This window comes from Sphingomonas bacterium (assembly GCF_903644135.1).
In the GTDB taxonomy this organism is placed as follows: Bacteria; Pseudomonadota; Alphaproteobacteria; order Sphingomonadales; family Sphingomonadaceae; genus Sphingomonas.
This window is the reverse complement of record NZ_CAHJXA010000182.1, coordinates 1-5,667: the sequence shown is the minus strand read 5'-3', so window position 1 is coordinate 5,667 and position 5,667 is coordinate 1. Positions and strand designations below refer to the sequence as shown.

The window sequence follows — 5,667 nt, the reverse complement described above, 5'->3', positions numbered from 1 at the left end:
CCGCCCTCGCCATCGCACTCCGCGCATCCGCCGCCAGCGTGCCGCGGCCCGGCCCGAGCTCGACCCAATGCGAGGGCGGCCGACCCGCGCGGTCCCACAGGTCGGCGCACCACAGCCCGACTAGCTCGCCGAACATCTGGCTGATCTCGGGCGCGGTGACGAAATCGCCGGCCGCGCCGAGCGGGTCGCGCGTCGCGTAATAGTGCGCGTTGGCGGCGGCCATGAACTGCGCCACCGGCATCGGTCCTGCCAGCGTGATCGCGCGGGCAAGGCGATCGGCAAGGCTGGCCGCGTCCGCCTCGCTCACGCGACCTGCCGGCGGCTCGGCGGAGCCCGCAGCCGCCTCGCTCACGCGACCTGAACGTCGCCGGCGATCGGCGTCACCCGCACCCGCCGCGCCCGGGCGGTGGCGATCAGCCACAGCCCGCCGGCGATCATCGGCAGGCACAGGAACTGGCCCATGTGAAAGCCCCAGCGCGCAAACAGGGTGCCGGCGAACTGCCCGTCCGGCTCGCGCACGAACTCGATCGCAAAGCGCGCGAGGCCATAGACCAGCAGGAACAGACCGACGAGCTTGCCCGGCTCATACCGCGCACGGGTGCGCCAGAAGGCGAACCACAGCACCGCGAACAGCAACGGCCCTTCCAGCAGCGCCTCGTAGAGCTGGCTGGGATGACGCGCGGGGTCGAGCAGTCCGTCGGGCACGGTGTGGGGGAAGACGATGGCCCAGGGCAGGTCGCTGGCCCGGCCCCACAGCTCGCCATTGATGAAGTTGGCAAGACGGCCGAAGCACAGCCCGAATGGCGCGCAGCACGCGACGTAATCATGGATGCGCAGCCAGTCGAGGCGGTTGACCCGCGCGAACCAGATGATCGCGACCGTCGTTCCCAGGACACCGCCGTGCAGCGACATGCCGCCATCCCACAGCTTCAGCATCTGCAAAGGATGGGCGAACATCGACCAACCGTAGAACAGGATATAGCCGATACGCCCGCCAAGAATGATGCCCAGAGTCGCGTAGAAGACCAGGTCGTCGACATGCCGACGCCCCATCGGCGATCCCGGCTGTGCAATCAGTTTCAGGAGATACCACCAGCCGAGCAGGATGCCGGTGATGTAGGCCAGGCTATACCAGCGCAGGTCGAAGCGCCCGATCGATACGATGACCGGGTGCAATCCCAGGTCGGCGAACCGGATGTGGTCGGGTGCCGCGGCAACCCCTGCGGCCAGCATAGTCAGGATCAAGGCTTTGCCCCCCAAGCGTCCGCACGTCATAGGGGACGGGGCCGGCAAGACCAAGCCCAACACCGTGGAGCGACGATGCCCTCTGAGCTGGACCGGCGGATGACCGCGGCGATCGCGGCGATGACCGCCGATGACGGCGCTTTGCCGCTCGGCCGGTGCGAACGGTTCGGCCGATCGCTGCCGCTGGTGGCGAGCGCGCCGCCGTCGCTGCCGGCCTATTTCGCGCGCTACTGTGCCGATCATGCGGACGCGACCTTTCTGGTGGCGGGTGCCGAGCGGCTGACCTTTGCGGACGTTCATCAGGCTGCAACAAGCGTCGCGCGCGCGTTGGTTGCGGGCTATGGCGTAAGAAAGGGCGACCGTGTCGGCATTGCGACGCGCAATTCCGCCGCGTGGATCGTCCTGTACATGGGCATCGTCATGGCGGGCGGCGTCGCGACCCTGCTCAACGGCTGGTGGCAGTCGGAAGAGCTCGACGCCGCGCTCGCCGATGTCGACTGCGCGCTGGTGTTCGCCGATCACCCGCGCCGTGCCCGGCTGGCGGCGACGTCCGCGAGGGTGGTCGACATCGACGACACGCTGCCGCTCGCCGGAGCGCTGGCAGCGGTAGTGGCGCGCGACGACCCTGCCGCCGTGCTGCCGGCGATCGGCCCCGATGACGGCGCGACGATCCTGTTCACCTCCGGCTCGACCGGCCGCGCCAAGGGGGCGCTCAGCGACCATTGCGCGGTGGTGCAGGCAACTTTCAGCTTCCTGGCGCAGGCGCGGGCGATCCGCTCGGCCTCTGCCGGTCTCGCATCCGGGTATAAGCCGGCGACGCTAGTGAACCTGCCGCTGTTCCACGTCACCGGCGAAGTCGCGGTACTGCTGCTCAGCTTCGCGCTCGGCCGCAAGCTGGTGCTGATGCCGCGCTGGGATGCGGCCGAGGCGATGCGGCTGATCGAGGCGGAGCGGGTGACCTATTTCGCCGGCGTGCCGTCGATGAGCTTCGAAATCGCGACCCATCCGCGCCGCGACACCTACGACCTGTCGAGCGTCACCGACTTCTCCGCCGGCGGCGCGCCATGGCCGGCAGAGCATGTCCGCCGTGTCGCCGCGGCACTGCCCGGCGCGCCGCGGATCGGCTATGGCCTGACCGAGAGCAACGCGGTGGGCACCGCCAACTGGCGCGGCAACTGTCTTGCCAAGCCCGGCTCGGCCGGCCCGGCGGCACGGCCGCTGGTCGAAATCGCGATTTTCGACCCGGACGGGTCCGAAACCGAGCTGCCGCAAGGCGAGCGTGGCGAGGTCGGCATTCGCAGCATCTGCAACTTCCGCGCATATTGGGGCGATCCGGCGGCTACCGCGGCGGCGTTCACGGCCGACGGCTTCCTACGTTCCGGCGACATCGGCTACCTCGATGCGGACGGCTACCTCTTTATCGTCGGCCGCAAGAAGGATATCGTCGTGCGCGGTGGTGAGAATGTCGGCTGCCAGGAGGTCGAGGCGGCGCTGTACCAGAACCCCGCAGTGGTCGAGGCAGCGGTGTTCGCGCTGCCCGACGAGCGGCTGGGCGAGGTGCCCGGAGCCGTCGTCCACCTGGCCGCGGGCGCGACGGTGACGCCTGAGGGACTGCGGGCGTTCCTTGCCGGGCGGATCGCCGCGTTCAAGGTGCCGGCGCGCATTTGGACCTCCGCAAAGGCGCTGCCGCGGCTGGGCACCGAGAAGATCGACAAGCAGAGCCTGCGCGCGCGCTATGCTGCGCTCGCCGCGGCCGAAACGGTCTAGCCGGGTGGCTGAGACGCAGCCGGCCGCCAGGCGCGGGATCAGCAAGCCGGCGGTCCTGCTCGCCATTGTCGGGCTGGGCGTGGTCGTCACGTTGCTCGCGACGCACGACCTGTCGCGCATCCTCGCCGCGCTGCGAGTGGCGGGCTGGGGCATCCTGCTGGTGGTCGCGCTGCACCTGCCGCAGGCGATCCTGTCGGGGCTGGGGTTCGGTGCGCTGATCGACCGGCAGCGGCAGGTCGGCCAGATGTGGCTGATGCGATGGCTGCGCGAGTCGGTGAACACGCTGCTGCCGGTGGCCCAGGTCGGCGGCGACGTGGTGCGGGTGCGGCTGCTGGTACGCGGCGGCATGGAGCTGAAACCGCTGGTCGCGGCTAGCCTGGTCGACGTCACGGCGGAGATGGGCGCGCAATTGGCCTTTACGCTGCTGGGCGTCGCGGTGCTGCTGGCGGGGGCCCATGCCAGCGGCGCGCTGCCGGTCGCCGCCACCGCCGTTGCCGCCACTGCCGGCATCGCGCTGATCTTCGTCGTCGCGCAGCGCTTCGGCCTGGTGAAGCTGGTGCAGCGCGGTGTCGAGCGGCTGACCCGCGGCGGCGCCTGGGCCGAGCTGGGCGACATGGCCGGGCTGGAGGAGGCGGTGCTCGCGCTGTACCGCGATCCGCGCAAGGTGGCGTTAACCGGCATCTGGCACCTCGCCTCCTGGGCGGCCGGCATCGCCGAGACGCTGGCGGCGCTGCATGTGCTGGGGCTGCCCGCCAACCTGCGCGATGCGACGGTGATCGAATCGCTCGGCCAGGCGATTCGCGCCTTCGGGTTCCTCATCCCAGGCGCATTGGGGGTGCAGGAAGGCGGCTATCTGTTCATCTGCGCGATGTTCGGCATCGCCGGACCCCAGGCGCTGGCGCTGTCGCTGCTCCGCCGCATCCGCGAGCTGGCGCTGGGCCTGCCCGGGCTCGCCGCGTGGCAATGGCTCGAATGGCAGGGCCGGCAAGCCCGCGGATAGGCGTTTTCCCGGCCATTGCCGGTTCAGGGTTGACGCCTTAGGGCGACGCGATGCTCAAGCCGTTGATCCTGCTCGCTGCGCCGGTGGCGCTGGTCGCCGCCGCCGCTCCGGTCCCGGACGGCAACATCGTGACCATCCGCGTCACCAATGTCAGGAATGCCAAGGGGCGGCTGCACGTCGATCTCTGCCTTCAGGCGACCTTCCTGAAGGATGGCTGCCCCCTCAGCGCCTCCGCGCCGGCGCAGACCCCGGTGACGGTGCTGGTGGTCAAGAACGTGCCGGCCGGCCATTATGCAGCGCAGCTTTTCCATGACGAGAACAGCAACGACAAGATGGATCGCGGCCTGTTCGGCATTCCCAAGGAGGGCGTCGCCTTCTCCCGCGACGCGCTGAAGGCGATGTCGGCACCCAAATGGACCGACGCAGAGTTCGGCTTTGCCGGCGGCGCGCAGGCGATCCAGGTGAAGATGCATTATTATCTCGGTGGATCGGGGCCGCAGGCGCGCTAGGCCGTGCCGATGCGAGCGGCGAACCCTGTTCCTCGGCTGGTAGCCGCGAGCATCGCGCGGCCTTGGTGGACGCTCGCCGCCGGGCTGGTGCTGGCGCTGCTCGCCGGCTTGTTCGCGGCCGGGCATTTCGCGATGACCACCGATACGGCGGTGCTGATCTCCCCCGACGTGCCGTGGCGGCAGCAGGAGCGGGCGATGGAGGCCGCCTTTCCGCAGCTGCGCGACGCGATGCTGGTGGTGGTCGATGGCGAGACGCCGGAGCTGGCCGAGGACGGCGCGGCGCGGCTTGCCGATCGGCTAGCGGGCGATCGGGCGCATGTCCGTGCGGTGTCGCGGCCCGACGGCGGCGCGTTCTTCGCGCACGAAGGGCTGTTGTTCGGCAGCCGCGACGAGGTGCAGCGCGCCACCGCCGCTTTGGTCCAGGCGCAGCCGCTGCTGGGGCCGCTCGCCGCCGATCCGTCGTTGCGCGGGGTCACGGTGGCGCTCGGCACGGTCACCGATGGGGTCGAGCGCGGCGATGCCCGTCTCGACACAATCGATGCGCCGCTCCGCGCGCTCGCCGACGCTGGTGAGCGAGTGCTGGCTGGCCGCCCGGCCTATTTCTCGTGGCAACGGCTGTTCGCTGCCGGCGGTCCGGCTCCACCCACTAGGCGGCTGCTGCTGGTGCGGCCGGTGCTCGACTATAGAGCGCTGCAGCCGGGCGATGCCACGGCGCAGGCGGTGCGGGCCGATGCCGCTTCGCTCGGGCTCCACGCGGCGCATGGCGTGCGCGTGCGGCTGACCGGCGAGGTGCCGATCGCCGATGAGGAGTTCGCAACGCTGCAGGAGAATATCGGCGTCGTAGCCGCCGTCATGCTGGCGGCGATGCTGGTGACCTTGTGGCTGGCAACGCGGTCGGTGCGACTCGTTGCGGCGATCATCGTGACGATCATCGTCGGTCTGGTCGTCACCACCGCGCTGGGGCTGGCCGCGATCGGCCGGCTCAACCTGATCTCGGTTGCCTTCATCCCCCTATTCGTCGGGCTGGGAGTCGATTTCGGCATCCAGGTCTGCGTGCGCTACAACGCAGAGCGCAGCGGCGGCCTGGCTCCGGCAGCGGCGCTGCGAGCTGCGGCGGCGGCGCTGGGCGCGCCACTGTTGCTGGCG

At 70.2% G+C, this 5,667-nt stretch carries 6 protein-coding genes; 4 read left to right on the top strand and 2 right to left on the bottom strand.

What is annotated here, in order from left to right; all coding sequences use genetic code 11:
• Together HUU96_RS10265 and lgt are read right to left on the bottom strand one after the other, a co-directional pair.
• Positions 1-241 (bottom strand): SAM-dependent methyltransferase (locus HUU96_RS10265; protein ID WP_254605176.1); only part of this gene is annotated, 241 nt, incomplete at its 3' end.
• Between the two features lie 107 nt (positions 242-348).
• Positions 349-1,233: a prolipoprotein diacylglyceryl transferase gene (lgt, locus tag HUU96_RS10260; RefSeq protein ID WP_174292711.1), complete on the bottom strand. Its 885-nt coding sequence runs from the start codon at positions 1,231-1,233 to the stop codon at positions 349-351.
• Positions 1,234-1,320: 87 nt separating this feature from the next.
• Here lgt and HUU96_RS10255 point away from each other — a divergent pair, with 87 nt between their 5' ends.
• The 4 genes from HUU96_RS10255 to HUU96_RS10240 all read left to right on the top strand — a co-directional run.
• Complete coding sequence (locus tag HUU96_RS10255; protein WP_174292710.1) at positions 1,321-3,012, top strand: class I adenylate-forming enzyme family protein; 1,692 nt, start codon at positions 1,321-1,323, stop codon at positions 3,010-3,012.
• Between the two features lie 4 nt (positions 3,013-3,016).
• Entirely contained in the window at positions 3,017-4,012 is a 996-nt protein-coding gene (locus tag HUU96_RS10250; RefSeq protein ID WP_174292709.1) for a lysylphosphatidylglycerol synthase domain-containing protein, read from the top strand.
• A 50-nt stretch (positions 4,013-4,062) separates the two neighbouring features.
• Positions 4,063-4,521, top strand: coding sequence for a DUF2141 domain-containing protein (locus tag HUU96_RS10245; RefSeq protein ID WP_174292708.1), 459 nt, complete (start codon positions 4,063-4,065; stop codon positions 4,519-4,521).
• Positions 4,522-4,530: 9 nt separating this feature from the next.
• The coding region (locus tag HUU96_RS10240) for an MMPL family transporter (protein WP_174292707.1) at positions 4,531-5,667 on the top strand (1,137 nt) is incomplete at its 3' end.

Coding starts and splice junctions, on each gene's coding strand:
- lgt (WP_174292711.1), bottom strand. CDS start 1,233: ATGCTGGCCGCAGGGGTTGCCGCGGCACCCGACCACATCCGGTTCGCC.
- HUU96_RS10255 (WP_174292710.1), top strand. CDS start 1,321: ATGCCCTCTGAGCTGGACCGGCGGATGACCGCGGCGATCGCGGCGATG.
- HUU96_RS10245 (WP_174292708.1), top strand. CDS start 4,063: ATGCTCAAGCCGTTGATCCTGCTCGCTGCGCCGGTGGCGCTGGTCGCC.